The sequence below is a fragment of the Actinomycetospora chiangmaiensis DSM 45062 genome (genome assembly GCF_000379625.1).
Lineage (GTDB): Bacteria > Actinomycetota > Actinomycetes > Mycobacteriales > Pseudonocardiaceae > Actinomycetospora > Actinomycetospora chiangmaiensis.
The window spans coordinates 1-24,621 of sequence record NZ_KB903246.1 but is presented as its reverse complement, the minus strand read 5'-3'; the positions used below and the strand labels follow the sequence as shown (position 1 = coordinate 24,621).

At 72.7% G+C, this 24,621-nt stretch carries 22 protein-coding genes, 3 tRNA genes and 1 other RNA gene; 23 read left to right on the top strand and 3 right to left on the bottom strand.

Translation table 11 applies throughout. The features are described 5' to 3' along the window. Positions 1-4 precede the first annotated feature (4 nt). Positions 5-1,462 carry a zinc-dependent metalloprotease gene (locus A3CO_RS0125675; protein ID WP_018335127.1) on the bottom strand — a complete coding sequence of 486 codons (1,458 nt, stop codon included), beginning with the start codon at positions 1,460-1,462 and terminating at the stop codon, positions 5-7. Positions 1,463-1,581: 119 nt separating this feature from the next. Here A3CO_RS0125675 and A3CO_RS0125670 point away from each other — a divergent pair, with 119 nt between their 5' ends. The 4 genes from A3CO_RS0125670 (at position 1,582) to A3CO_RS0125655 (ending at position 6,097) form a co-directional block, all read left to right on the top strand. Continuing rightward, on the top strand, positions 1,582-2,607 hold the full coding sequence (locus A3CO_RS0125670; RefSeq protein ID WP_018335126.1) for a YlbL family protein: 1,026 nt from the start codon (positions 1,582-1,584) through the stop codon (positions 2,605-2,607). 104 nt (positions 2,608-2,711) lie between these two features. Further along, entirely contained in the window at positions 2,712-5,693 is a 2,982-nt protein-coding gene (locus tag A3CO_RS0125665) for a UPF0182 family protein (RefSeq protein ID WP_018335125.1), read from the top strand. A 38-nt stretch (positions 5,694-5,731) separates the two neighbouring features. Continuing rightward, a tRNA-Met gene (locus A3CO_RS0125660) sits at positions 5,732-5,805 on the top strand. A gap of 215 nt (positions 5,806-6,020) precedes the next feature. After that, positions 6,021-6,097, top strand: a tRNA-Met gene (locus A3CO_RS0125655). 133 nt (positions 6,098-6,230) lie between these two features. Here A3CO_RS0125655 and A3CO_RS0125650 read toward each other — a convergent pair. Then, positions 6,231-6,587, bottom strand: coding sequence for a DUF952 domain-containing protein (locus tag A3CO_RS0125650; protein ID WP_018335124.1), 357 nt, complete (start codon positions 6,585-6,587; stop codon positions 6,231-6,233). A 45-nt stretch (positions 6,588-6,632) separates the two neighbouring features. Here A3CO_RS0125650 and A3CO_RS0125645 point away from each other — a divergent pair, with 45 nt between their 5' ends. Both A3CO_RS0125645 and A3CO_RS0125640 read left to right on the top strand, forming a co-directional pair. Further along, on the top strand, positions 6,633-6,929 hold the full coding sequence (locus tag A3CO_RS0125645; protein WP_018335123.1) for a YggT family protein: 297 nt from the start codon (positions 6,633-6,635) through the stop codon (positions 6,927-6,929). A 53-nt stretch (positions 6,930-6,982) separates the two neighbouring features. Further along, complete coding sequence (locus A3CO_RS0125640) at positions 6,983-7,573, top strand: class I SAM-dependent methyltransferase (protein WP_018335122.1); 591 nt, start codon at positions 6,983-6,985, stop codon at positions 7,571-7,573. 3 nt (positions 7,574-7,576) lie between these two features. Here the strand turns inward: A3CO_RS0125640 and A3CO_RS0125635 are convergent, their stop codons facing one another. Then, positions 7,577-8,500 (bottom strand): alpha/beta fold hydrolase, encoded by a 924-nt coding sequence (locus tag A3CO_RS0125635; RefSeq protein ID WP_018335121.1) that lies wholly within the window; start codon positions 8,498-8,500, stop codon positions 7,577-7,579. 80 nt (positions 8,501-8,580) lie between these two features. Between A3CO_RS0125635 and A3CO_RS0125630 the strand changes: the two genes are divergently transcribed. The 17 genes from A3CO_RS0125630 to A3CO_RS34340 all read left to right on the top strand — a co-directional run. After that, positions 8,581-9,750 (top strand): glycoside hydrolase family 3 N-terminal domain-containing protein, encoded by a 1,170-nt coding sequence (locus A3CO_RS0125630; protein ID WP_018335120.1) that lies wholly within the window; start codon positions 8,581-8,583, stop codon positions 9,748-9,750. A 55-nt stretch (positions 9,751-9,805) separates the two neighbouring features. Beyond that, positions 9,806-10,978: an acyl-CoA dehydrogenase family protein gene (locus A3CO_RS0125625; protein WP_026205010.1), complete on the top strand. Its 1,173-nt coding sequence runs from the start codon at positions 9,806-9,808 to the stop codon at positions 10,976-10,978. Between the two features lie 11 nt (positions 10,979-10,989). Further along, positions 10,990-12,108, top strand: a complete 1,119-nt coding sequence (locus tag A3CO_RS0125620) for an acyl-CoA dehydrogenase family protein (protein WP_018335118.1) — start codon at positions 10,990-10,992, stop codon at positions 12,106-12,108. Between the two features lie 136 nt (positions 12,109-12,244). After that, positions 12,245-12,574 (top strand): putative quinol monooxygenase, encoded by a 330-nt coding sequence (locus tag A3CO_RS34350; RefSeq protein WP_245561600.1) that lies wholly within the window; start codon positions 12,245-12,247, stop codon positions 12,572-12,574. Beyond that, a complete protein-coding gene (locus tag A3CO_RS0125610) occupies positions 12,571-13,701 on the top strand; it encodes a DUF3500 domain-containing protein (RefSeq protein ID WP_018335116.1) in 1,131 nt (376 codons plus the stop codon). Before A3CO_RS34350 ends, A3CO_RS0125610 begins: the two co-directional genes overlap by 4 nt. A gap of 77 nt (positions 13,702-13,778) precedes the next feature. Further along, positions 13,779-14,894: a peptide chain release factor 2 gene (gene prfB / locus A3CO_RS0125605; RefSeq protein ID WP_018335115.1), complete on the top strand. Its 1,116-nt coding sequence runs from the start codon at positions 13,779-13,781 to the stop codon at positions 14,892-14,894. 64 nt (positions 14,895-14,958) lie between these two features. After that, positions 14,959-15,648, top strand: coding sequence for a cell division ATP-binding protein FtsE (ftsE, locus tag A3CO_RS0125600; RefSeq protein ID WP_018335114.1), 690 nt, complete (start codon positions 14,959-14,961; stop codon positions 15,646-15,648). After that, on the top strand, positions 15,645-16,550 hold the full coding sequence (gene ftsX / locus A3CO_RS0125595; protein WP_018335113.1) for a permease-like cell division protein FtsX: 906 nt from the start codon (positions 15,645-15,647) through the stop codon (positions 16,548-16,550). The genes ftsE and ftsX overlap by 4 nt, the downstream gene beginning before the upstream one ends. A gap of 157 nt (positions 16,551-16,707) precedes the next feature. Beyond that, a complete protein-coding gene (gene smpB / locus A3CO_RS0125590; RefSeq protein WP_245561611.1) occupies positions 16,708-17,118 on the top strand; it encodes an SsrA-binding protein SmpB in 411 nt (136 codons plus the stop codon). 44 nt (positions 17,119-17,162) lie between these two features. Further along, entirely contained in the window at positions 17,163-18,095 is a 933-nt protein-coding gene (locus A3CO_RS0125585; protein WP_018335111.1) for an amidohydrolase family protein, read from the top strand. Between the two features lie 67 nt (positions 18,096-18,162). Beyond that, positions 18,163-18,541, top strand: a transfer-messenger RNA (tmRNA) gene (ssrA, locus tag A3CO_RS37300). Positions 18,542-18,835: 294 nt separating this feature from the next. Further along, positions 18,836-20,344: a protein kinase family protein gene (locus A3CO_RS0125575; RefSeq protein WP_157647850.1), complete on the top strand. Its 1,509-nt coding sequence runs from the start codon at positions 18,836-18,838 to the stop codon at positions 20,342-20,344. 81 nt (positions 20,345-20,425) lie between these two features. Further along, on the top strand, positions 20,426-21,643 hold the full coding sequence (locus A3CO_RS0125570; RefSeq protein WP_018335108.1) for an MFS transporter: 1,218 nt from the start codon (positions 20,426-20,428) through the stop codon (positions 21,641-21,643). Then, the gene (locus tag A3CO_RS0125565) at positions 21,640-23,229 is read left to right on the top strand and encodes a cryptochrome/photolyase family protein (RefSeq protein ID WP_018335107.1); all 1,590 of its coding nucleotides are present in this window, start codon (positions 21,640-21,642) and stop codon (positions 23,227-23,229) included. The genes A3CO_RS0125570 and A3CO_RS0125565 overlap by 4 nt, the downstream gene beginning before the upstream one ends. 23 nt (positions 23,230-23,252) lie before the next feature. Further along, a complete protein-coding gene (locus A3CO_RS34345) occupies positions 23,253-23,993 on the top strand; it encodes a DsbA family protein (protein WP_018335106.1) in 741 nt (246 codons plus the stop codon). A 65-nt stretch (positions 23,994-24,058) separates the two neighbouring features. Then, a tRNA-Ala gene (locus A3CO_RS0125555) sits at positions 24,059-24,131 on the top strand. 221 nt (positions 24,132-24,352) lie between these two features. Beyond that, a partial coding sequence (locus tag A3CO_RS34340) for a cbb3-type cytochrome c oxidase subunit I (protein ID WP_033415023.1) occupies positions 24,353-24,621 on the top strand: 269 nt, incomplete at its 3' end.

The following is a 24,621-nucleotide window of genomic DNA, read 5'->3' as shown; positions in this document are numbered from 1 at the left end:
GGCCTCAGGCCTTCGGGTCGGCCGACCCGTCGTCGGGACCCTCGGTCTCGGACCCGTCGGGCTTCTCGGTGGAACCCTCCCGCTCGGCCTTCATCTCCGCCTCGAGGCGGGCGATCGGGTCGTCGAGGTCGGCGAAGGAGCCCTCGCGGCCACCCTCGGCGATCTCGGAGCGGCCCCGGACGAAGGCGGCCGGGTCGTCGAGGTCCTCGGCGGTCGGCAGCAGGTCGGGGTGGGCCCACACCGCGTCGCGGCCGTCGACGTCCCGGGCCTCGCCGAGCCGGCGCCACAGCTCGGCGGCGTCGCGCAGGCGGCGGGGCCGCAGCTCCAGGCCGACGAGCGTGGCGAAGGTCTGCTCGGCCGGGCCGCCCGAGGCGCGCCGGCGGCGCATGCTCTCGCGCAGCGCGTCGGCGCCGGGCAGACGGTCGCCGATCGCGGCCGCGACGACGTGGTCGACCCAGCCCTCGACGAGCGCGAGCAGCGTCTCCAGGCGGGCCAGCGCGGCCTTCTGGGCCTCGGTGGTCTGCGGCTCGAACAGGCCCGAGGACATGGCCTGCTCGATCGCGGCCGGGTTCGACGGGTCGAGGTCGCGCGCGAGCTCCTCGATGCGCGAGGTGTCGATGGAGATGCCGTGCGCGAACTCCTCGACGGTGGCGAGCAGGCGCTGGCGCAGCCACGGGACGTGGCCGAACAGGCGGTGGTGCGCCGCCTCGCGGGCGGCGAGGAACACGAGGACCTCCCCGGCGGGCCGGTCGAGCCCGTCGGTGAAGCGGGCGATCGCGTCGGGCAGCAGCGCTGCAGTGCCCTCGGGCCCGAGCGGCAGCCCGACGTCGGACGAGGTGAGCACCTCGCCGGCGAGCTGCCCCAGCGCCGCGCCGAGCTGCGACCCGAAGGCCATCCCGCCGACCTGCGAGATCATCCCGAGCATCGGCCCGGCCATCTCGCGTGCCTCGGCGGGCAGTCCCTCGACCCACGCGCCCGCGACGCGCTGGGCGACCGGGTCGCACAGCCGCTGCCAGGTGGGGATGGTCGCGTCCACCCAGTCGTCGGGCGACCAGGCCGTGACCGTCGAGGCACCCGAGGGCAGCGTGGTGGCGTCGTCGAGCCAGAGCTCGGCGAGCCGCACCGACTCGACGATCGCGTTCTTCTGCTCCGCGGTCGGCGCGCCCTTGACGGTGATCTGCTGGTGCGCCATCTGTGCGGCCAGCTTGTAGTTCACCGGGCCGTTGCCGCCGCCGGGACCGCCGGAGGCGGAGAGCATCTGCCCGAGCTGGGTGAGCATCTGCCCGAGCTGGTTCATGTCGAAGCCGCCCGCGCCGCCGGGACCGCCCGCGGCACCGAACGGCATGCCGCCCGGACCGAAGCCGAAGCCCTGCGGGCCCCCGCCGGACCCGGACCCGGAGGAGCCCCGCCGGTGCTCGTCGTCGGGGTCGGACGGGCCGAAACCGAAGGGCAGGTCACTCATGGCGCCCACGGTACGCGCGACCCCTGATACCGGGACCCGTCCCGAGGAGCCCACCGCACGCCTGCAGCGAACAGGCCCGTATCCCGAGCCCACACGGTCGATCACTACCCTCGCGGCCCGTGACCCGGTTGCGCGCGACGCTGGCCCTGGGGCTCGTGCTCGCCGCGGTGCTGGGACTCACCGGAGCGACGGTGCGGGTGCCGTTCGTCGCCCTCGGCGACGGGCCGACCTTCGACGTCCTCGGGGCCCAGGACGGCCGCACGATCATCGACGTGTCCGGGTCGGTCCCGACCTTCCCGACGACGGGTCAGCTGCGGATGACCACCGTCGCCGTCACCAGCCAGGTGACGCTCTTCGGGGCGATCGCGATGTGGATCAGCGGCTCCCACGAGGTGGTGCCGCGCGAGCAGGTCTACCCCTCGGGGCAGTCCAGCCAGCAGGTCGACGCGGAGAACACGCGCCAGTTCACGCAGTCCGAGGACGACGCCCAGAACGCGGCGCTGCACTACCTCGGCTACCCGAGCGCGGTGCAGGTCGGGGACGTGACGACGCCCGGCCCGTCGGTGGGGCTGCTGCGCCAGGGCGACCGGATCAGCGCGATCGGCGGCCGCCCGGTGACCACCCCGCAGGACGTGGTGGACGCGGTCGGCGCCGTCCGGCCGGGCACGCCCCTCGTCCTGACCGTGGTGCGCGGCGGGGCCACGAGCGACGTCACCGTCGTCACCGCACCCCGTCCCGGCGACGCGACGAAGGGCTACCTCGGCGTCACCGCCACCTCCGTGGTGGACGCCCCGGCCTCCATCCGCATCGGGCTGGCCGACGTCGGCGGACCGTCCGCGGGCCTCATCTTCGCCACCGCGATCGTCGACAAGCTGACCCCGGGCGACCTCACCGGCGGCAAGGACATCGCGGGCACCGGCACCATCGACGCCTCCGGCCGGGTCGGCCCGATCGGGGGAATCCGCTTCAAGATGGACGCCGCGCACCACGACGGCGCGACCGCGTTCCTGGTGCCCGCGGGCAACTGCGCGGAGGCGGTGCGCAACGCACCGTCCGGCCTCACGCTGGCGCGTGTGTCCGACCTGCGCGAGGGTGTGGCCGCCGTCCAGACCCTCGCGGCCGGGCGCATCCCGCCGACCTGCTGAGACGACCTGCCGGAAAACGGACGAACTCGTCCACAGGGAACCCACACGGGCTCAATAGAGTTGTCGCTCCGAGCCCGCCATCGAAATCTGGAGTGTGACCGCCCGTGGCCAACCGGCCGGCGACCGGGAACCCGCAGCTCTCCCGGCGTACGAAAACGCTGCTCGTCCTGGGCGCGGTCGTGCTCGTCGTCCTCGTCGGTCTGGCCCGGCTCGTCGACGTCTACGTCGACTTCGCCTGGTTCGGCGAGGTCGGCTACCGCAACGTCTTCACCACCGTGCTGGCGACCCGTGTCATCCAGAGCGTCGTGGCCGCGGTGTTCATGGGTGGGCTGATCGCGCTCAACCTCTACGTCGCCTACCGCACCCGCCCCGTGTTCGTGCCCGTCGCGGGCCCGGAGGACCCGGTCGCGCGCTACCGCACCGTGGTGCTCTCCCACCTGCGCCTGTTCGCCATCGGCATCCCGGTGGTCGTCGCGGTCATCGCGGCGCTCTCCGCACAGAACGACTGGCAGACCACGCAGCTCTTCCTCAACCAGACGCCGTTCGGCATCGCCGACCCCGTGTTCAACCACGACATCGGCTTCTACGTCTTCGCCCTGCCGTTCTGGCGCGCCGTGCTCTCGTGGCTGTTCGTCGGCGTCGGGGTCAGCTTCGTCGCGGCACTCGTGGCGCACTACATCTTCGGCGGCATCCGGCTCGCGGGCCGCAACGGGTCGCTGGCCACCGCCGCCCGCGCCCACCTCGCGATCCTCGTGGGCGTGTTCGTCCTGCTCAAGGCGGTCGGCTACTTCTTCGACCGCTACGAGCTGCTGTTCTCCGACCGCAAGGCCTCGATCGGCGGCGCGAACTTCTACGGCGCGAGCTACACCGACCTGAACGCCGCGATGCCCGCCAAGCTGATCCTGCTCGTCATCGCGGTGATCTGCGCCGTGGCGTTCTTCGCCGCGGTCTTCCTGCGGAACCTGCAGATCCCGGCGATCGCCCTCGCCCTGCTGGTGCTCTCCAGCATCCTCGTCGGCGCCGCGTGGCCCGCCGTGCTCGAGCAGTTCTCGGTGCGCCCGAACGCCAACCAGCGCGAGGCGCTCTCGATCCAGCGCAACATCGACGCGACCCGACAGGCGTTCGGCATCACGGATCAGACCGTCACCCGCGAGCCGTACGCCGGGACCACCGACCAGAGCGCAACGGCCGTCCAGCAGGCGATCGCCACCGACACGGCGACGGTGCCGAACATCCGCCTGCTCGACCCGTACCGGCTCTCGCGGACGTTCACCCAGCTCGAGCAGCGACGGAACTTCTACGGCTTCCCCGCCACCCTCGACGTCGACCGGTACACGGTCAACAACCAGACCCAGGACTACGTGGTCGCCGCCCGCGAGATCGCGCCGGGCAACCTCGCCGGCAACCAGCAGGACTGGATCAACCGGCACCTCGTCTACACCCACGGCAACGGGTTCGTGGCCGCACCGGCCAACACCGTGAACGCGCCGCTGGACTCCAACGGCGGGCAGGGCGGTTACCCGCAGTTCCAGGTGTCCGACGTCGACAACCCGGGCCCGTTCGGCCTGCAGCAGCCGCGCATCTACTTCGGTGAACTGGTGAACGGCCCGGACGACTACGCGATCGTCGGCGCCGACGCGGGCACCCCGCCGCGCGAGTACGACACCGACTCGAAGCAGTTCACCTACACCGGTCCCGGCGGTGTCTCCCTCGGGAACCCGATCAGCCGGCTCGCGTTCTTCGCCTACTACGGCTTCGAGCGCAACATCCTGTTCAACTCCTCCATCGGCGACAACTCGCGGATCATGTACAACCGCGATCCGCTCACCCGGGTGCAGAAGGTCGCGCCCTGGCTGGAGCTCGACAACGACGTCTACCCGGCGGTGGTCAACGGGTCGATCAAGTACATCGTCGACGGCTACACGACGCTGCCGCGCTACCCGTACTCGCAGCAGGTGCCCCTCGGCGACGCGACCCGCGACTCGGTGAACGCCGCGACGCTCGCGCCGCAGACCGCCGGGTACATGCGGAACTCGGTCAAGGCCACCGTCGACGCCTACACCGGCCAGGTCGACCTCTACGAGAACGACCCGACCGACCCCGTGCTGCAGACCTGGGAGAAGGTGTTCCCGGGCGTGGTGAAGCCGGCGGCCGACGTGCCGCCCGCCCTACGCGCGCACTACCGGTACCCGGAGGGCATCTTCAAGGTCCAGCGCGACCTGCTGACCCGCTACCACGTGTCCGACCCCGGCGAGTTCTACTCGACGGTGTCGTTCTGGGACGTCCCGTCCGACCCGACGAGCGACGCCGCGGCCGCCGCGGGCGACCCGCAGCCGCCGTACTACCTGCTCGCCGACGATCCCCGGCGCGGCACGGCGAACGTCGCGCAGTTCCAGCTCACGACCGCGCTGGTCAGCCTCCGTCGTGAGTTCCTCTCGGCCTACCTGTCGGTGAGTTCCGACCCCGGGACCTACGGGCAGATGACGTTGCTGCAGCTGCCGGCGGACACCCAGACCCGGGGTCCGCAGCAGGTGCAGACCCAGTTCCTGTCCTCGCCGCAGGTCTCCAGCGAGCTGAACCTGCTGCGCCAGCAGGGCACGCAGGTGCTCTACGGCAACCTGCTGACGCTGCCGGTGGCGGGCGGCCTGCTCTACGTCGAGCCGGTCTACATCGAGCGCTCCAACCAGGAGTCCTCGTTCCCGCAGCTCTCCCGCGTGCTCGTCAGTTTCGGCGGCCGGATCGGCTACGCGCCGACCCTCCCCGAGGCGCTGACCCAGGTGTTCGGCTCGTCGGGCGCGGCCACGACGACGCCGGGCGCCACCGGCCAGACGCAGGCGCCCACCACCGGGCAGGCCCCGACGACGGGCCAGGCCCCGGCGCCGGCTCAGGCCCCGACCGCCGGCGGAGCGCCGGCGGCCGGCAACTCGGCGGCGGTCACGTCCGCGGTCACGGCGATGAACACCGCCCTGGACGAGCTGCGCACCGCGCAGCAGCAGGGGGACTTCGCCGGTATCGGCCGGGCCCAGCAGGACCTGGCCAACGCCATCAACCAGTACCGGACCGCGACCGGGGGGACCCCCGGCTGATCCACTCCACCCCGCGTCGCGTACTGTTGGTGACACGACGCGGGGTGGAGCAGCTCGGTAGCTCGCTGGGCTCATAACCCAGAGGTCACAGGTTCGAATCCTGTCCCCGCTACTCGCAGGAGGGCCCCTCACCACGGTGAGGGGCCCTTCGTCGTTCCTGGAGTCGGGTGGCCTCGGCGCCCGCCGCGAGGGTGACCCGAGGCAGGTCCGGGGGCTCGGCGAGCTGCCCGGTGTGTCTCTCGGCGGCCGGCGTGGCCCCACCCCCCTGCGAGCCCACGGTTCACCGCCCGGTAGTCTTGCCGTCATCGCCGGAAAGCACGGCGACGGCGCGGGGTGGAGCAGCTCGGTAGCTCGCTGGGCTCATAACCCAGAGGTCACAGGTTCGAATCCTGTCCCCGCTACCACCACACGAAGGCCCCCTCACCACGGTGAGGGGGTCTTCGTCGTTCCCGCCCGGTCCCCGTCGTGGTGACCCACCACGACACCCTCGCAGGGCGGTGCCGGAGACCGCGACGAGGCAGCCGGGGAGATCCCGGCTCAGCGCTCCGCGAGCGACGTCGGCAACCGGAAGGACCCGTCCGGCTCCGGCGGGAACGGGTGCACCGCGACGACGGCGGCCACGGGCAGCGGGCCGTACACGTGCGGGAACCACGGCCCGGAGGTCTCCACCTGTCCGTCGCGCACCCCGGGCTCCCACCGGACGGGCGCCTCGCAGCGGGCCGGGTCGACCTCGAGCAGCAGCAGGTCCTCCCGGCCCCGGTAGAGGCGGGTGGCGGGCAGGGCGACGGTCCCCGGGTCGGAGCAGTGCACGAAGCCCTCGCCGGCCAACGACGGCGGCTCCAGCGCCGTGTCGGCGGCCTCCCAGTCGGAGCGGGGACAGATGTGGAGGATCATGACCCGGGATCCTGGCCTTCACGCCGAACAGGGGACACTGGGGGCATGTCGAGCCCGACGGACACGATCCTGCTGGTCGTCTACTACGTCCTGTTCGTGTTCTACCTGTTCATCATCGGGCGACTGGTCGTCGAGGTGGTGCGGGGCTTCGCGCGCGAGTGGCGCCCGGCCGGGGGCACGGCGGTCAGCCTCGAGCTGATGTACCGGGTGACCGACCCGCCGGTGAACCTGCTGAAGCGGCTCATCCCGGCCGTCCGGATCGGCAACATCAGCCTGGACCTCTCGATGATGATCCTGCTGTTGGTCGTGTACATCGTGATGCGTGTGGTCGACCCGCGGTGACGTCCGGCGGCTTCCGGTGGTCGCCCGGCGGGTGACCTGACACGCTGCCTGGCGTGACGGCTGCTCGTGACCTGCTGACCTTCGTCTCCTCCGCCGTGCGGAGCCCCGGTGTGATCGGTGCGGTCGCCCCGAGCGGGCGCGCACTGTCCGACCTGCTCGCCTCGGTCGCACCGGCGGACACGGCGGCCACGGTGGTCGAGCTCGGGCCGGGTACCGGCGTCGTCTCCGAGGCCCTGCGTCGCCGGCTGCCGCCGGAGGCCCGCCACGTCGCCGTGGAGTTGGACCGCAGCATGGTCGGCCTGCTGCGGCGCAACCTGCCGTGGCTCGAGGTCATCCAGGGCGACGCGAAGGACCTGCAGAAGCTCCTCGCCGACGTCGGGATCACGACGGTCGACACCGTCGTCAGCGGCCTGCCGTGGACGCTGTTCAGCCGCGACGCGCAGCGCGGGATCATGGACCAGGTCAACCGGGTGCTCGTGCCGCGCGGGGTGTTCACCACGTTCGCCTACGCGCACGTGATGAACCTGCCGACGCAGAAGCGCTTCCGTGAGCTGCTCCAGGAGAGCTTCGACGAGGTGTCGGTGACGCCGATCGTGTGGCGCAACGTCCCGCCGGCACTGGCCTACCAGTGCCGGAACGTGTGACGGTCAGCCGACGAGCTTGGCCCCGATCACCGCGGCGGACATCTCGCCCGGCGCGGTCGACGCGCAGAACCCGGTGAGCAGGCCGACGAAGCGCTCGGGCTCGTCGCAGTGCGGGAAGTGCCCGGAGCCGTCGAAGATCTCGAGCCGCGAGCCGGGCATGAGCGCCGCCGCCCGGTAGGCGTGGCCGACCGGGATGATCGGGTCGCGTCGACCCCAGACCACCATGGTCGGCAGCCCCTCGGTCAGGTAGAGCCGGTCGGTGCCGCTCACCCGCTGTCCGTGCGGGCCGATGACGCCGCGGATGGTGTCGACGAAGGCGTCGGCGTGGGCGCGCTCGGTGAGCGACCCGACGTGGCGGGAGTACTCGACGAGCGACACCTTCTCCGCGGGCGGCAGCGGCAGGGACGCCGCGGCGCGCAGCGCGCTGACGCCGAGGCCCAGCAGTCCGGTGCGGGCCAGCAGCGGGAGCACGATACCGGCGCCCGGCAGCGCGGCGAGCCGCAGCGTGGGGCTCACGCCCCGCCCGAGACCGCCGGAGGAGACGAGCACGAGCCGGGAGCACATCTCCGGGAACTGGTAGGCGAACTGCATCGCCACCCCGCCGCCGAGCGAGTGCCCGACGACCGTCACCCGACGGCGCCCGAGGGCCGCGAGCAGGTCGCGCAGCCCGTTCGCGTAGGCGCCCATGGAGAAGTCGCCGCTCGGCCCCGCGGACTCGCCGTGCCCGAGCAGGTCCGGGGCGATCACGAGGTGCCGGCAGCCCTGCTGCTCCAGCCGGTCCAGCACCGGCTCCCACGTGGACGAGCTCCCGGCCACCCCGTGGAGCAGCACCAGGACCTCGGGGTCGTCGCCCGACGGCTCCGGGCACGCCTCCAGGTACGCCATCCGGTGCCCGTGGAGCGTGATCGCCCGCCGTGTGGTGCTCATGGGTGCATCGTCCCGCATCCGCAACGCCGGTGCCCACCCTCTCCCTTCGTGACGACGGGTCGTCCCTACCCTGGCCCGCGATGTCCCGTTCCGGTCTCGCCGCCTCGTTGTCCGCCCTGGCCCTCGTCGCGGGCTGCGGCGCCGGGCAGGCACCGGCCGCCCCGCCGCTCGCCGTCGGCTCCGCCGCGCCCGCGGCCGCCCCGTCGACCACCGCGGCCCCCGCCTCCTGCGCGGACCGGACCTACGACCGGCTGAGCGACCGGCAGCGCTGGGCCCAGCTCGTCGTGATCGGGGTCCCCGCGGGCGGCGTCAGCGCGGCCGCCCGCACCGCCCTCGGGCTCGAACCGGGCGGGATCATCCTCACCGACGGGAAGTCGGCGAGCGTCGACGACGTCACGCGCGTCGTCACCAGCGCGCAGGCGACGGGCGGCGGCGAGGTCCCGCTGCTGGTCTCGACCGACCAGGAGGGCGGCCAGGTCCAGGAGCTCGAGGGCCCGGGATTCCCGACGATGCCCTCCGCCCTGGAGCAGGGGCGCGACCCCGCCGGTCTCGCCGCCCGGGCGAAGAGCTGGGGCGACGCCGTGCGCAACGTCGGCGTGACGGTGGACCTCGCGCCGGTGGCCGACGTCGTCGACCCGGCGTTGGGCAGGCAGAACGCGCCGGTGGGCCGGTACGACCGGCAGTACGGCGACGACGCCGCGACCGCCTCGGCGGGCGTGCGGGCCTTCGTCACCGGGATGCGGAACGCGGACGTCGCCCCGACGCTCAAGCACTTCCCGGGGCTCGGCGAGGTCCGGGAGAACACCGACTTCGCCGGGGGAGTGGTCGACTCGACCACCACGACGGACTCGCCGACGCTGCAGTCCTTCGCCGCGGGCATCCGCGCGGGGGCCCCGCTGGTGATGATGTCGTCGGCCCGCTACAGCCGCATCGACCCCGACAACCAGGCGCTCTTCTCCTCGCGGGTGATGAACGACCTGCTCCGCGGCCGGTTGGGGTTCGGGGGCGTGATCATGACCGACGACGTCGGGGCGGCGGCCGCCCTCGCGGACACCCCCGTCGGGGCGCGGGCGACCAGGTTCCTCGCGGCGGGCGGCGACCTCGTGCTCGACATCCGTCCGGGCGACCTCGCCCCGATGCTCGACGCGATCACCACGGCCGCGCGCGAACCGGCGTTCGCGCAGCGTGCGCAGGACGCGGTCCGGCGGGTCCTCGCGTTCAAGGAGCAGCAGCGCATCCTGACGTGTTGACCGGAGCTACCGGGCGGTAGTGCGTCCCGCTGCGGGACCTGCGAGAGTGCGGGCCGTGGACCTGACCTACACGGCCGAGGAGGAGCAGTTCCGGCAGGAGCTGCGCACCTGGCTCGCCGAGAACATCCCCACCGAGTGGACCGTTCCGGGCTACTGGGCGACGCTCTCCGACACCGAGTCGTTCGAGAAGCGCCGGGAATGGGAGGCGCGCAAGACCGCGGCCGGCTTCTCGGGCATCCAGTGGCCCGTCGAGTACGGCGGCCGCGGCGGCACCCCCGCGATGAAGGCCATCTACGACGAGGAGACGGTGCGGGCGCACGCCCCGCAGACCGTCAACGTCCTGGGCCTCACCTTCCTCGCCCCGACGATCATGGCGATCGGCACCGAGAAGCAGAAGGCCGAGATCATCGGCCCGATGCTGCGCAACGAGGTCATCTGGTGCCAGGGCTTCTCCGAGCCCGGCGCCGGCTCCGACCTCGCGGCGGTCGCGACCCGCGGCGTGCTCGACGGCGACGAGTACGTCGTCAACGGGCAGAAGATCTGGACCACCAACGCCATGCACGGCGACAAGATCTTCACCATCGTGCGGACCGAGGCGGGCTCGGAGAAGCACAAGGGCCTGTCGATGCTGCTGATCGACATGGACCAGCCCGGCGTCGAGGCCCGTCCGCTCAAGCAGATGAGCGGTGCCAGCGAGTTCGGCGAGGTCTTCTTCACCGACGCGCGCGTCAAGGCGGAGGACTGCCTGGGCGAGATCGGCCAGGGCTGGCGCACTGCGATGCTGCTGCTCTCCTTCGAGCGCGGCGCCTCCGGCGTGGGGCAGTACACCGAGTTCCGCCGCCAGTACGACGAGATCGTGGCCGAGGCGAAGCGCTTCGGCCGCGCCGACGACCCGGTGGCCCGCCAGGAGCTCGCCCGCTGCCTGGTCGAGCTCGAGTGCCTGCGCTACCACGCGATGCACATCCTCACCCAGGTCGAGCAGGGCCGGGACCTCGGTTCGGAGTCCTCGATGACCAAGCTGCAGTGGTCCGAGGCGTTCCAGGACCTCTGGGAGGCCTTCGAGCACGTCCTGGGCCCGGAGGCGACGCTCGCGGCGCCCCGCCCCGACGTCGACCTGTCCCCCTTCCACGCGCAGGACCACTGGTCCCGGTCGGTCACGATCTGGGGCGGCTCGTCGCAGGTGCAGCGCAACATCGTCGCCGAGCGCGTGCTCGGCCTGCCGCGGTAGAGGAGAGACACGTGTTCTTCGCACTGACCGACGAGCAGCAGGCCTTCGCCTCGACGGTGACCGAGTTCCTGGCCGACCGCTTCGACCTCGAGGCCGTCCGCGGCGTCGTCGAGGACCCCGACGGCGACGGTCACCCGCTGACGCTGTGGAAGGGCCTCGCGGACCAGGGGGCGCTCGCCGTCCTCGTCCCCGAGGAGCACGACGGCCTCGGGCTCGGCCTCGTCGACGCCCAGGTGGTCGCCCGGGCGCTCGGCGCCGGCGTCGCACCCGGGCCGTGGCTCGCGACCGTGCTGGCCGCCGAGGCCGTCCGCATCGCGGGGTCGGCCGAGCAGCAGTCCCGCTGGCTCCCGGCCCTGGCGGCGGGGGAGACCGTCGGCATCGTCGCGCTGCGCGGTGAGGGCGGGGCCTGGGACGGCTCGGGCATCACCGTCGACGCCAACAGCGCGGAAGGAGAAAGTACGAGCCGCCTGAACGGGTCGGCCTCGCCGGTCGACTACCCCGCCGTGGCCGGCCTGATCGTCGTGGCCGCCACGGACGCGTCCGGGACCCCGGGTCTGTACCTGGTCGAGGCCGGCGCGTCCGGCCTGACGGTCCGCGACCAGCGCACCTACGACGGCACCGCCCGCGTGGGCGCCGTGGAGTTCGCCGACACCCCGGCCGAGCCCCTGGCGAACGGGGACGCCGCCGCGGTCCGGGCCCTGCTCGCCCGCGGCGCGGTGCTCAACGCCGCGGACCTCGTGGGCGTGGCGCGCGAGGCGCTGACGCGCACCGTGGCCTACGACCGGGACCGCAACCAGTTCGGGGTGCCCGTCGGCTCGTTCCAGGCCCTCAAGCACGCCCTGGCCGACCTGCACGTCGCGGTGACGATGGCCGAGCACGCGGTGCTGTTCGCCGCGCACGCGCTCGACACCGACGACGAGGGCGCCGCGATCGCCGTGGCGGTCGCGGGCTCGAAGGCCGCGGACGCCGCCTGGAACGCGACCGGCGCGATGATCCAGTTCTTCGGCGGCATCGGCTTCACGTGGGAGCACGAGGCGCACTTCTTCTACAAGCGCGCCCGCCGCCGGGCCCCGCTCTTCGGCTCCGCCGCGGAGCACCGCGAGGCGCTGTTCGTGGCTACCGCCTTGTGAGCACTTTCCGTGGCGGGAGCCACGGAAAGTGCTCACGAGGGCGGAGCCCACCCCTTCGGATAGGTCGGGGGTGCGCACCGGGTACGGGGGTGATGGCATGACCGGCGTCACCCCCTCACCGACGAAGGAGATCCCCGTGGCCAGCACTCCGACCCAGGACGACCGCAGCCTGCTGACGGTCGTCGCACGCATGACGGCGAAGCCCGGCAAGGAGGACGAGCTCCGCAAGGGGCTCGAGGCCCTGATCCCGACCACGCTCGCCGAGGACGGCTGCGTCAACTACGACCTGCACGTGGCCGAGGACGACCCCGCGACGTTCTTCTTCTACGAGAACTGGACCTCCGGCGAGAAGCTGGACGCCCACCTCGCCGCGCCGCACCTGGTCGACTTCGCGGGCAAGCTCGACGACCTGCTGGTCAACGGCTCCGAGGGCCTGATCATCCAGCGCCTCAAGCGGATCGCGTGACGGCGACCCCCGCGTCCGTCGCCTCGGCCATGGCCGAGGCGGCGGCGGCCTGGCAGGAGACCCTCGACGACGAGCAGTCGGCGCAGGGCGCCTGGGACTGGCCCGGCTCGAAGGCCGCCGAGGCCGAGCGCCTGAACTGGTATTACACACCCACCGACCACGGCGGGCTGACGATCCACGAGCAGCTGCCCCACCAGCAGCGGGCCGCGATGAAGCTGCTGGCGACCGGGCTCTCCGAGCCGGCCTACGTCAGCGCGTCGACGATCATGGGCCTGGAGAACATCCTCGACCGCACCGAGGGGTTCGCCACCGGCTTCGGCCGGGACCGCGGCCGCGACCCGGGCATGTACTACCTGCGGGTGTTCGGCGACCCGACCGGCGACGCCCCCTGGGGTTGGCGCTTCGGCGGCCACCACGTGTCGGTCAACCACCTGGTGATCGACGGCGAGGCGGTCGCGGGGTCCCCGTGCTTCCTCGGGGCCGACCCGATGGTCTCCCCGTTGCTCGGCGGGCAGGAACTGCGTCCGCTGGGCGGGATCGAGGACTCGGGGCGCGCGCTGCTGCACGCGCTCGACACCGGGCAGCGCGAGCAGGCGATCCTGACGCCGACGGCGCCGGCCGACATCATCGGCGCCAACCGGACCCACACGTCCCCGGGCGACCGGCTGATCCCGCTGCCCGACCTGTGGCGCGGCCACTTCGACGACCAGGCCCTCGAGGACCGGCTCTGGTCGATGCACGACGGCCTGGAGGCCCAGCTCGGCGTGACCGACGCCGACCGTGCCGCCACCGAGCTGTCGGCGCAGCCGAAGGGGATCGCGGGGAAGGACCTCTCGGCCGGGCAGCACGAGCTGCTCCGGGCCGTCGTCGGGGTGTACCTCGACCGGATGCCGCCCGGGCTCGTCGAGCGGGAGTACGAGCGGCTCGATCTCGACGGCGTGCACTTCGCGTGGGCGGGCGGCCTCGAGCGCGGCGACCCGCACTACTACCGCCTCGAGGGGCCCGGCCTGCTCGCCGAGTGGGACAACACCCAGCGCGGCGTCAACCACGCGCACAGCGTGTGGCGGGTGCCCGGACACGAGTTCGGCCGGGACGTCCTGGGCGACCACCTGCGCGCCCACCACTGAGGACACCCGTTCCCGACGACGGTGCCCCGCACCCGCCGTCGGGAAGGTTGGGTGAGGTCGAGGATTACCCTGGACCCGTGGACGACTCGACCGCGACCCAGCTCAAGGACCTCGCCGCCAGCCTCGACTCGGTGGAGGCGGCGATGGACCTCGACGGTCTGCGGCGGCAGGTCGCCGAGCTCGAGTCGCAGGTCGCGGCCCCGGATCTCTGGGACGACGTCGAGACCGCGCAGAAGCTCACCAGCGAGTTCACCCACAAGCAGGCCGACCTGCGCAAGGCGGAGTCGCTGCGCTCCCGGCTCGACGACCTTTCGACGCTCTACGAGATGGCCGACGAGGAGTCGGGCGCCGACGCCGCCGAGCTCACCGCGGAGGCCGACGCCGAGCGGGCGTCGCTGCACACCGACATCTCGGCCTTCGAGGTGCGCACCCTGCTCAACGGCGAGTACGACGAGCGCGACGCGCTGGTCACCGTCCGGGCCGAGGCGGGCGGGGTGGACGCCGCCGACTTCGCCGAGATGCTCATGCGGATGTACCTGCGCTGGGCCGAGCGCCACGGCTACCCGACCGAGGTCTACGACACCTCCTACTCCGAGGAGGCGGGGATCAAGTCCGCCACCTTCAAGGTCACCGCGCCCTACGCTTACGGCACCCTGTCGGTCGAGCAGGGCACGCACCGCCTGGTCCGCATCTCGCCGTTCGACAACCAGGGCCGGCGCCAGACGTCGTTCGCCGGGGTCGAGGTCGCGCCGGTCGTGGAGTCGACCGACCACGTCGAGATCGACGAGAAGGACCTCCGGGTCGACGTCTACCGCTCATCGGGTCCGGGCGGCCAGGGCGTCAACACCACCGACTCCGCGGTGCGCCTCACCCACATGCCGACCGGCATCGTCGTGAGCTGCCAGAACGAGCGCTCGCAGCTGCAGAACAAGGCCTCGGCGATGGCGGTCCTGGCCGCGAAGCTGCTGGCCCGCCGCCGGGAGGAGGAGCGGGCCCTGCTGGACTCGCTCAAGGACTCCGGCTCGTCGTGGGGCAACCAGATGCGCTCCTACGTGCTGCACCCGTACCAGATGGTCAAGGACCTCCGGACCAACCAGGAGACCTCGCAGACCTCGCAGGTCCTCGACGGCTTCATCGACGACTTCCTCGACGCCGGGATCCGCTGGCGCAAGCAGAGCGGGGTCGCTGCGTAGCTCCTCCCGACGGGGCGTTCGCCCGACCGGGAAGATCGACACCGCTTCAGTAGCATCGCCAGCCGTGCTCCGGCTCGAGAACGTCACGAAGATCTATCCGACGTCCGCGCGGCCGGCGCTCGACGGCGTGTCGATGGACGTCGAGGCCGGGGAGTTCGTCTTCCTGATCGGCCCGTCCGGCTCCGGGAAGTCGACGCTGCTGCGGCTGCTGCTGCGCGAGGAGGTCCCGAGCGGCGGCAGCGTCTACGTCGCGAACTGGAACGTGGCGCGGCTGCCGAACCGCAAGGTGCCCAAGCTGCGCCAGCGGATGGGCTGCGTGTTCCAGGACTTCCGGCTGCTGCCGAACCGCAGTGTCGCCGACAACGTGGCGTTCGCCCTGGAGGTGACCGGCAAGTCCGAGCACACCATCCGCACCGTCGTGCCGGAGATGCTCGAGCTGGTCAACCTGACGGGCAAGGCCGACCGCATGCCCGCGGAGCTCTCGGGCGGCGAGGCGCAGCGGGTGGCGATCGCCCGGGCCCTGGCGAACCGCCCGCTGGTGCTCCTCGCCGACGAGCCCACCGGCAACCTCGACCCGGAGACCAGCGACGACATCATGCTGCTGCTCGACCGGATCAACCGGGCCGGCACCACGATCGTCATGGCGACCCACGACCGGCAGATCGTCGACGCGATGCGCCGCCGGGTGGTGGAGCTGCACCTCGGCAGGCTGGCGCGCGACGACGCCCGCGGGGTGTACGGGGCCCGCCGGTGAACGGCGTCGGCTTCGTCTGGCGGGAGGCGGTCGCGGGTCTGCGGCGCAACGTCACGATGAGCGTCGCGATGATGCTGACCACCGCCATCTCCCTCGGTATGCTCGGCGCGGGCCTGCTCGCGGTCCGCACCATCGACCGCACCCAGGACCTCTACTACTCCCAGCTCGCCGTCCAGGTCGCCCTCGACGAGCCCACCAGCGCCGGGGACCCCGACTGCAGCAGCCCGACCTGCGCGGCGCTGCGGGGGCAGCTGCAGTCCGACCCGCTCGTCGCCGGGGTCACCTACGAGTCGCGGGACGCGGCCTACCAGCGGTTCCTGCGCATCTACGCGGGCCAGTCGATCCTGCAGCTGGTCCGCCCGCAGTCGCTGCCGGCGACGCTGCGGGTCACGCTCCGGGACCCGACCCGCGGCGACGCGATCGTGCAGGAGTTCTCGAACCGGCCCGGCGTCCGCAACGTCGTCGACCAGCGGCGCCTGGTCGAGGACCTGTTCACGTTCCTCGGCAGCGTGCGCAACGCCGCCTTCGGGCTCGCCTCGGTCCAGGCGCTGGCCGCGCTGCTGCTGATCTCCAACACCATCCAGGTCTCGGCCTTCACGCGGCGGACCGAGGTGGGGATCATGCGGCTGGTCGGCGCCACCCGCTGGTACACGCAGGTGCCGTTCCTCATCGAGGCGGTGATCACCGGCGTGGTCGGGGCGGTCCTCGCGACCGGCGGGCTCGTGCTCGGCAAGCTCTTCTTCATCGACCGGCTGCTCTCCGGGCGCCTGATCTCCAACGCCATCCCCGCGGTCGGAATGAGCGACGTGCTGCTGTTCGTTGCACCCCTGCTGATCGTGATCGGCGCGGTCATCGCCGCCGCCACCGGGTATGTCACCCTGCGGCTGTACGTACGGAGCTGACAGCAGTCAGGACAGGAGGGCCCTCGTGGCCAAGACGGCCGTCCCCACGGACTCGGGTCGCGCCAAGGAGAAGGCACAGAAGAAGGCCAGCTCCAACCGGCCCGAGGAGCGACGCAAGGTCGTCGCCACCAACCGCAAGGCCCGCTACGACTACTCGATCATCGACGTCTTCGAGGCCGGGATCGCGCTGCAGGGCACCGAGGTCAAGAGCCTGCGCGCGGGCCGGGTGTCGCTCGCGGACGCCTTCGCCACGGTCACCGACGGCGAGGTGTGGCTGCGCGGCCTGCACATCCAGGAGTACGACTTCGGGTCCTGGACCAACCACGAGCCGCGCCGGCACCGCAAGCTGCTGCTGCACCGCGCCGAGATCGAGCGGCTCATCGGGAAGACGCGCGAGGGCGGGATGACGCTCGTCCCGCTGTCGGTCTACTTCTCCGGTGGCCTGTGCAAGATCGAGCTCGCCCTGGTCAAGGGCAAGGCGTCGCACGACAAGCGCCAGGCGATGGCCGAGCGCGACGCCAAGCGCGAGGCGGAGCGGGTCGTCGGGCGTCGGATCAAGGGATGGTAGGAGACGCGGGAGACGGAGCGGAGCGGAGCTCGACGGTCGGTGGGGTGAGCCCGCTCGAGGCCCCGCTGGCGTCCGACGACGACGTCGCGCCCTGGGTCCGGTCGTTGGGGCTGGGTCTCGACGGCGGGTCGGGGCTGGTCGACGTGCACGTCCACTTCCTGCCCGACCGGATGCTGCAGAAGGTCTGGGCCTACTTCGACGACGCCGCGACCCACTACGGGTACGACTGGCCGATCCACTACCGCCTGCCCGAGTCCGAGCGGCTCGCCCGCCTGCGGTCGTTCGGGGTGGAGGCGTTCGCCCCGCTGGCCTACCCGCACAAGCCGGACATGGCCGCGTGGCTGACCGGCTGGGCCCTCGACTGGGCGGCGGAGGTCCCGGAGGCGGTGCCGACCGCCACGCTGTTCCCCGAGGAGTCGGTGACGACCTACCTCGGTGACGCGGTGGAGCGCGGCGCCCGGCTGGTGAAGGCGCACGTGCAGGTCGGCGGCTACGACCCGCGCGACGAGCTGCTGGACCCGGCCTGGGGGCTGCTCGCCGAGGCGGGCGTCCCGGTCATCGCCCACTGCGGGGACGGACCGATCCCCGGGCGGCACACCGGCATCGAGATCATGGGCGAGGTGATGGACCGGCACCCGCGCCTGCCGCTCGTGCTGGCCCACGCCGGGCTGCCGGACTACGACGCCGCCCTGGCGCTGGCGCAACGGCACCCGGCGGTCCGCCTCGACACCACGATGGTCGGGACACCGTTCACCGAGGGCTTCGCGCCGCTGCCGTCGGACTGGGCGGCGCGGCTCGCCGACCTCTCGGGTGCGGGCCGGGTGGTGCTCGGCACCGACTTCCCGAACATCCCGTACGCCTACTGGCGCCAGCTGGAGGCGATCCGCGGCTGGGCGGCGGCCGACGACCGGCTCGGGGAGCCGTTCCTGCGCAGCGTGCTGTACGACGCACCCGCCGCACTCGTCGGGCACGGATGATCCGCCGACGCCGGGGCGTTATGATGGGCAGTCCCGCCGGACGACACTGTGAGTGCCGGTGGGAGAAGGGGGTGACTGGTTTCGACTCCGAGCGGTTGATCAGGGGAAGCGTGCCGAGGAAGGCGACGATGATCTCGATAACCACCCGTCGCAAAGAAATAAGCGCCGAGAACAGTACTCAGCGCGAGTTCCAGCTCGCTGCCTAAGTAGCGAGGTTGGACTCTGTCGGCCCGGGTTCGTTCCCGACCCGGTCGCCGGCATCAGCTAGGGGACTCCACCTCCGGGCCCGGTCGCGGGGCCCGGTGGGACATCGAACAGCGACTGGGGTCGTCACACCGGTGTGTCTGCGCATCCGGTGGACCCGAGCAGAGACGCAGCAGACTGCGCACGGAGAAGTCCTGACAGGTGTTCGGAGGACCCGGGTTCGATTCCCGGCACCTCCACCCCCCGTCGAAGGCCGGAGAGCACACCGCTCTCCGGCCTTCGTCATGTGACGGGCGTGTTGCCCCTTCCTGACGGCGGAACGGCCGAGATCCTCGTCCCACCGCCGCGTCGGCGAACGGTGTCGACCACGACCGGCCCGGGGAGATACGGTCACCCGGCCGAGTGAGCTGGTTGGCACCAGTGCTGCACACCGTGAGGTGGGGGGAACGTTCGTGGCCGCCGACGACACGGTCGAGATGACCGGATCGACCCGGGACGGTGACGGCAGTTCCGCGCCGGACACGGACGGTGCGCACGTGGACACCGACCGTACGGGCGGCTCGGAGGCGGTCACCGAGGCCTTCGTCGGCGGGGCCGCGGACGCCGCGGTGCGGGGCGTGGACGAGGTCCTCGGGCGCGAGGTCCGGCTGGTCACCCTGCCGCCGGCCACGGGCGAGGCGCTCACCGACCGGATCGAGCAGGTCCGCCACCTCGCCCGCCTGCACCACCCGCACCTGCTCGAGGTCTACGACGTCGACGGGCTCGCGCCCGACACCGAGAGCACCCTCGTCCTGGAGAGCGTGGCCGGGGAGCCGCTGCCGCTGGTCCTGCGCGACGGCCCGGTGCCGCCCGTCGACCTCGCGCGCATGGGCGCCCAGCTCGCCTCCGCGCTCGCCCACGCGCACGCGCACCACGTGGAGCACGGCGCCGTCGGCCCGGCCAGCATCCTGGTGAACCGGGCGGGCGCCGAGGCGTGGCTCGTCGGCCTCACCGCCTCGTTGTCCGGCCCGCTGCCGGTCATCGCCGAGGTCGAGGACGCGGCCGCGCGCCGCGCCGCCGACGTCCGGGCCCTCGCCCGCACCCTGGCCGAGGTCGCCGCCCACGACGGGGAGGCCGACGCCGAGGGACTGGTCGCGCTCCTGCGCGACGCGGACTCGGCCGTGCCCCCGTCGGCCGCGGCGCTCTCGGAGCGGCTGATCCGGTTCGGCCGGGACGACACCCCGGCCACCGACGACGCCGTCGCGGCACGCCTGGTCCCGGTGGTCGCCTCGTGGGCGGAGAGCCCGGCGGTCCCCGCGGAGACCGGTCCGACCGTGGGCGTCCCGGTCGCGGTCGGGCCCGCCGTCCGCACCCCCGGCAGGTCGGGCGTGACGCCCTTCGCGGTCGTCCACGCGCAGCGTGCGCGCCGCGCTGGCGTGCTCGCCGCGGCCACGGCGACGCTGGCGCTCGCCTCCGGGCTGGTCATCTGGGCGGGGGAGTCGCACGTGGTGCGCTCCGTCCCGCAGGCCGAGGTCGGCTCGAGCGTCGCCGCGCCGGCGGGCCTGCCCGCCCTCCCGGTCTTCGTCCCGGCCGTGCCCGTGACGGCGGGGGACAGCTCCGGTTCCGCCGACGCCGACACCGGGAACGACCCGGGCGGGTGGACGCGCACGGCGGAGTCCTCCTCCGCCACGCCGCCCGCGTCGCGGGAGCAGGCAGCGCCGTCGACGGGCGAGACCTCCACGACGCCCGGCCCGACGACGACGAGGCCGGACCCGACGACGACCCGGCCGGATCCGACGGCCACGACGACGGTGCCGCCGACGACGAAGCCGGTCCCGCCGACGACGAAGCCGGTCCCGACGACGACGAAGCCGGTCCCGACGACCACGACGACGCCTCCGCCGGCCGCCACCAGCAGCACGGTCCCGGCGTCCGTGGTGCCGGCCGTGCCGCCGACGACGACCACGCCGCCGACGACGACCGTGGTCCCGCCCACCACGACGACGACCACCCCTGCGCTCCCGGTGTCCTCGCCGTCCAGCGCGCTGCTCGCCCTCGGTCTCTAGACCGGGACCCGTCGTCGGGGTCCCGGCGTAGCGTCGGTCCCGGTCGGGCCAGGGGCGGGGACACCGCCGGAGAGGACGTCGATGTCCGTCGCCGCCGAGCGGCGTGCCGCGCTGCCCTGGGAGGTCTGGGCGCTGCTGGCGGGGAGCTTCCTGGTCGCGGCCGGCTACGGGATCGTGGCGCCGGCGCTGCCGGTGTTCGCCCGCAGCTTCGGGGTCGGGGTGACCGCCGCGGCCGCCGTCGTCAGCGCACTGCCCGTGCTGCGCCTGCTGTTCGCGCCGGTGTCGGGCCGGCTCGTGGCCCGGGTGGGCGAGCGGTCGATGTACCTGACGGGCCTGCTCGTGGTCGCGGCGTCGACCGGGGCGTGCGCGCTCGCGACGAGCTACCCGCAGCTGCTCCTCTACCGGGGCCTCGGCGGCATCGGGTCGACGATGTTCACGGTCTCGGCCTTCTCGCTGATCTTCCGGCTCGCGCCGCAGGACCGGCGGGGCCGGGTCAGCGGGCTGTTCACCGGGTCGTTCCTCCTCGGCGGCATCAGCGGGCCGGCGCTGGGCGGCGGGCTCGTCGCGGTGGATCTCCGGGCCCCGTTCCTGGTCTACGCGGGCGCGCTGGTGGTGGCCACGGCCGTCGTCGGGGGCCTGCTGGCGCGCTCGACGGGGCTGGCCCGCCGCCGGGACGACCCGTCGGTGGCCCCGCTGACGCTCCTCGGCGCGCTGCGCTTCCCGACCTACCGCGCGGCGCTCGCGTCCGGGCTCGCGACCGGGTGGGCGGTGCAGGGCGTGCGGGTCGGGCTGGTGCCGCTCTTCGTCGCGGTCGCCCTCGGCCGTGAGCCGCTGTGGACCGGGATCGCGCTGACCGTCTTCGCCCTCGGCGACGGCGCCATGCTCCTCGCCACGAGCGGGCTCTCCGATCGTCGGGGTCGTCGCCCCGTGGTGGTCGCGGGGCTCGCGATGGTGGCGGTGGGCACGGCCTGCCTCGGGGCGCTGCCCGACCTCCGGGTCCTGCTCGTCGCCTCGCTCGTCGCGGGAGCGGGGGCAGGTCTGCTCCAACCGGCGCAGGGCGCGGCGGTGGCCGACCTCGTCGGGTCGCGGCGCTCCGGCGGGCCGGCGCTGTCCGGGTTCCAGATGGCGTCCGACGTCGGCACGATCGTCGGCCCGGTCGCGGCCGGCGCGTTGGCCGAGCGGTCCGGGTTCGGCGCCGCGTTCGTCGTCTCCGGCGGGGTCGCCGCCGTCGCCCTGGTCGTGTGGCTGCTGACCCCGACCGGTTCGGTCGCCGAGGAGCAGGGCACCCGCCGGGCATGAGCATCGGGCCGCGCAGCGTGCCGGACGGGGTCGTCGGGATCTACGGCGACGCGATCGACACGGCCCTGGACGGCGTCGCCGAGGACGCGCCGCTGTGGTGCTTCGGCGACCAGCTCGGTCCGGCCGTGTACGGGTTGCCGCAGCACGCGAAGCGCGAGGTCGTGCTCGTGGAGTCCTCCGGGGTGCTGCGCCGCCGCCGCTACCACCGCCAGAAGCTGCACCTGCTGCTCTCCGGCATGCGCCACCTCGACGACCACCTCGGTGACCGCTCCACCTACCACCGCACCACGACCTACCGCGAGGCGCTGGAGAAGGTCGACCGACCCGTCGTCGTGCACGAGCCCACCTCGTACGCGGCGGCGGAGTTCGTGGACGCGCTGCACGCCGAGGGGCTCGTGGCGGCGGTCCTGCCCACCACGACCTTCGCGCGGCCGAAGACGGAGTTCGCGGCGTGGGCGGGGGAGGGGGCCGACGCCCGGGGCCGGTCCGGGAAGACCTCCTTCACGATGGAGAACTTCTACCGCAACCAGCGGCGGCGCTTCGACGTGCTCATGGAGGGCGCGGACGCCCCCGTCGGCGGGAAGTGGAACCTCGACCACGAGAACCGGGAGGAGCCGCCGAAGGGCAGGACGCTGGGGGTGAAGGAGCCCTGGTGGCCCACCGAGGACGAGATCGACGAGCGCGTGCGCCACGACCTCGACGCCATGGACCTGCCGACGGTCGGCGAGGACGGGCCGCGGCTCTTCGCGGTCACCCCGGACGAGGCGCGGTACGCCCTGAAGCGCTTCGTCGACCACCGGCTCGACCCGTTCGGCCCGTACGAGGACGCGGTGATGGCGGGCGACTGGACGATGGCGCACTCGCTGCTCTCGGTCCCGCTCAACCTCGGCGTGCTCCACCCCCTCGACGCCGTCCACGCCGCCGAGGAGGCCTACCAGGAGGGACACGCACGGCTGAACTCCGTCGAGGGGTTCGTCCGGCAGATCCTCGGCTGGCGCGAGTACATCTGGCACCTGTACTGGCACTTCGGCAAGGGCTACGTCCGGAGCAACGAGCTCGGGGCCAGCACGAAGCTGCCGGACTGGTGGGCCGACCTCGACGGCGACGCGGTGACCGCGGCGTGCCTGGGCCACACCCTGAACGAGGTCCGGGACCGCGGCTGGACCCACCACATCCCGCGGCTGATGATCCTCGGCAACTTCGCCCTGCAGCGCGGCTACCGCCCGGGCGCGCTCTCCGAGTGGTTCGCCACGTCGTTCGTCGACGGCTTCGCCTGGGTGATGCCGCCCAACGTCGTCGGGATGAGCCAGCACGCCGACGGCGGCCGGCTCGCGACGAAGCCCTACGCCTCCGGCGGGGCCTACCTGAACCGGATGACCGACCACTGCGGCGGCTGCGCCTTCGACCCGAAGGTGCGCGTCGGCGAGAAGGCCTGCCCGTTCACGGCGGGCTACTGGCAGTTCGTGCACCGCCACCAGGACCTCCTGCGGGCCAACCAGCGCACCGCGCGCGCCGTCGCGACCATGGACCGGCTCAAGGACCTGGACGCGCTGCTGGAGCAGGAGAAGGGCCGTACGGAGTTCTGATCGCGGCTGGCTACGGTTGACACATGGCCAAGCAGCGTGCACGGGGTCGGGGCAGTGCCCCGACGGTCGGTCGGTCCCGGACCCCGACGATCATCGCGGTCGTCACCCTCCTGGTGCTGGTCGGGGTGATCGCCGTGGCGGTCATCTCCGCGCAGTCGAACAAGAACGCGGCGCTGCCGGTGAACCAGCCGGTGACGCCGGTGAACGCCACGTACCAGACGACCGTGCAGAACGGCGTGATCGTGGCGGGCAGTGGGCGCACCACGCTCGACGTCTACGAGGACGCGCTCTGCCCGGCGTGCAAGCAGTTCGAGTCCGTGTACGGCCAGCGCGTCACCGACGCGCTGAACAGCGGGAAGATCACCGTGCGCTACCACATGGTGAACCTGCTGGAGCAGAGCTCCGTCCCGCCCGGCTACTCGACGCTCGGCGGCAACGCCCTCATCTGCGCCGCGCAGAACGGCGCCTTCCCGACGCTCCACAAGACCCTGTACGACCGCCAGCCCGAGGAGGGCGGGGCGGGCTACACCGTGGACGACCTCGTGACGCTCGGGAAGAACTCCGGGGCCGGCGACGGCTACGAGTCGTGCGTCCGGAACGGCACCTACAGCGGTGCGGTGGCGCAGAACTACCAGCAGGCCTCGACGAACCCCGCGCTGCAGCAGAGCTCCGGGGGCAGCACCGGCTTCGGCACCCCGACGATCCAGCTCGACGGCCGGCTCGTGCAGCCGAACGACCCGCAGTTCGCGGCCGCCCTCGGCTGATCCCGCTGATCGCCGCACCCCCCTGACGGCGGGCGTTCACCCCCCGTGTAGCGTTCCGTCGCGTTGGGGCTGTGGCGCAGCTGGTAGCGCATCACACTGGCAGTGTGAGGGTCAGGGGTTCGAGTCCCCTCAGCTCCACCCACGGACACGACGGCCCGTCGACCACCCGGTCGGCGGGCCTTCGTCGTGTCGGCGGACGGGTGTCCCGCCCTCCCCGCCCGGCTGTCGTACGACAGTGTGTCGGAGATACCGTCTCCCGGTGAGCCACCGGGCTCCCCGGCGGTTACGATCGCCGGGTCGAGGACGGCGCATCCAGGTGCCGTCGATCAGGAGGCAGTAGCCGTGGGCAGGAGGCAGACGTGACGGCCGTCGCACCCAAGCCGATCGCGACCACGCCGTACCCGGCGCGGGAGACCAAGCGCGGTTCGTTCATCGGCCGGATGCTCAAGACGACGGATCCCAAGGACATCGGGATCCTCTACATGATCACGTCCTTCGCGTTCTTCCTCATCGGCGGGCTGATGGCCCTGCTGATGCGGGCCGAGCTCGCGCAGCCGGGTCTGCAGATCCTGTCGGTCGAGCAGTACAACCAGCTGTTCACCATGCACGGCACGATCATGCTGCTGCT